We start from the raw sequence: 2,102 nt of genomic DNA on the forward strand, positions 1-2,102 counted from the left end.
TTACTGATTACCTAAGTAACATGCAAATTCAATCTTAACAGAGCACTATAATCTTTGCGTTCTTTGCGGTTAATTTCTTTGCGTTCTTTGCGGTTAAAAAAGGATAAACCACTTAATCTTAAAAAAACTTGAATATCGAGTAATAGAAATAGATTGAAATTTATAAAATTCGAAGAATGTTGCGAAGCAAAAATAGGTAGAAATTGATTGTGGAAAACAACAAATTTCCATAAATTTCTATTAGTTTCTACTATACTTTAGAGAGGCATATTTTGTGATTTCCTGTTACTATCAACTCAGGTTATCGGTAAAGAGCAAGCAGTAGCTTGCTATCTCAAATTACCGATTACTGATTACCTGATTACCGATTACTTTAAATAATCACAATTTATACCCCACTGGAGTATAATTTCAATTTTTTTAATCATATCTCCTTATCTCCATAATCTCCATATCTCCTTTTGTTACACCACCTGAACGTTTACAAAAAAAGATATTTTCCTCTCTGTTTCTCTGCGTCTCTGCGGTAAAGGATTACCTGAACGGTTACGAAACACTGAAAATTCGTAAATCGTGTCCGTTTTCCGTATCCGTAATTAGGCTGAAGGTTTTTCCTCCTGTTGTCCTCTGCCTTCTCCCCTCTGTATTTATCCGTGCTAATCCGTGTTAATCAGTGGCTGAATAATTACTTTAATTTTTTTCTCTGCGTCTCTGCGTCTCTGCGGTGAACGATTACCTATTTTTTAATCCAATTCATCATTTTTCGTAGTTGAGCCCCTATTTTTTCAATGAGATGTTCGGAGTCCTTTTTAAGTAAGGCATTGAATACAGGGCGATTAGCATGGTTTTCTAAAACCCATTCTTTAGCAAAATGTCCATCCTGAATATATTTTAAAATCTCTTTCATCTTTTTGCGTGTTTCATCAGTAACAATCATTCTTCCTCTTGTTACATCACCATATTTAGCCGTATCGCTAATTGCCTGACGCATACCCATAATTCCTCGTTCATAAATCAAGTCAACAATAAGTTTTAACTCATGACAGCACTCAAAATAGGCTATTTCTGGCTGGTAGCCTGCCTCAACTAAGGTATCAAAGCTTGCCCTGACTAATTCTGATGTTCCGCCACATAAAACTACCTGTTCTCCAAACAGGTCTGTTTCGGTTTCTTCGGCAAATGTTGTTTCAATCACACCCGCACGAGTTCCACCAATGCCTTTCGCATAAGATAAGGCAAGTGGTTTTGCCTGCCCTGAGGCATCCTGATAAATAGCAATTAGATTAGGAACTCCACCGCCTTCCACAAATACCTGTCTTACCAGCCGCCCAGGACCTTTTGGAGCAATCATCACCACATCAATGTTCTTTGGAGGAACTATCTGTCCAAAGTGAATATTAAATCCATGCGAAAAACCCAATATCTTCCCTGGCTTAAGGTTATCTGCAATCTCAGATTTATATACCTGAGCCTGAAACTGGTCAGGAACTAATAATTGGATATAATCGGCTACATCAGAAGCATCTTTAGCCGATATGGGTTTAAATCCATTCTCAATTGCCTTTTCGTAATTAGGACTGTCCTTTACCTCAGCGACAATTACTTCTAATCCGCTATCTCGTAGATTTTGGGCATGGGCATGTCCTTGTGCTCCATAGCCAATGATAGCAATTTTCTTCCCTTTTAGAACTTGTAAATCTGCATCCCTGTCATAATAAATTGTTGCCATTTTTTTCCTCCTTTTTATTCTGGCGCTCTTTGCACCTTTGCGAAAGATTATTTGATAATCCCTAATTTACCTCTCTTAATTGTCTTGCCATCTGAGATAACATAGATGTAAATTCCAGAGGCAATTTTTTCATTGGCATCGTTTCTACAATCCCACTTCCACTCATTATTAATATCACCACTTATCTCTCTTTCAAACACCTTCTCTCCAACTATATTATAAATCTTTAGCTTTATTTTGTCAACTGGTAATTTACTAAAAGTTATCTCATCCTTTGTTGGATTAGGATAACAATAGACATCATTTATAGAAAAAATCGGTATGGGAAGTGGCACAGAACTAACTATCATCCTGAATGCCCTTTTATCTCCAC

Annotated in this window: 3 protein-coding genes; all 3 read right to left on the reverse strand. The window is 36.9% G+C overall.

The genetic code is table 11. The features are described 5' to 3' along the window. Positions 1–93 precede the first annotated feature (93 nt). Complete coding sequence (locus tag AB1414_19795) at positions 94–231, reverse strand: hypothetical protein (GenBank protein MEW6609656.1); 138 nt, start codon at positions 229–231, stop codon at positions 94–96. Positions 232–736: 505 nt separating this feature from the next. Then, complete coding sequence (gene ilvC / locus AB1414_19800; protein MEW6609657.1) at positions 737–1,729, reverse strand: ketol-acid reductoisomerase; 993 nt, start codon at positions 1,727–1,729, stop codon at positions 737–739. A 47-nt stretch (positions 1,730–1,776) separates the two neighbouring features. Then, positions 1,777–2,102 (reverse strand): T9SS type A sorting domain-containing protein (locus AB1414_19805; protein ID MEW6609658.1); only part of this gene is annotated, 326 nt, incomplete at its 5' end.

This window comes from bacterium, assembly GCA_040755795.1.
Taxonomy (GTDB): domain Bacteria; phylum UBA9089; class CG2-30-40-21; order CG2-30-40-21; family SBAY01; genus JBFLXS01.

Excerpts from the sequence above, each read along its gene's own strand:
- ilvC (MEW6609657.1), bottom strand. The coding sequence starts at position 1,729 with ATGGCAACAATTTATTATGACAGGGATGCAGATTTACAAGTTCTAAAA.
- AB1414_19795 (MEW6609656.1), bottom strand. The coding sequence starts at position 231 with ATGGAAATTTGTTGTTTTCCACAATCAATTTCTACCTATTTTTGCTTC.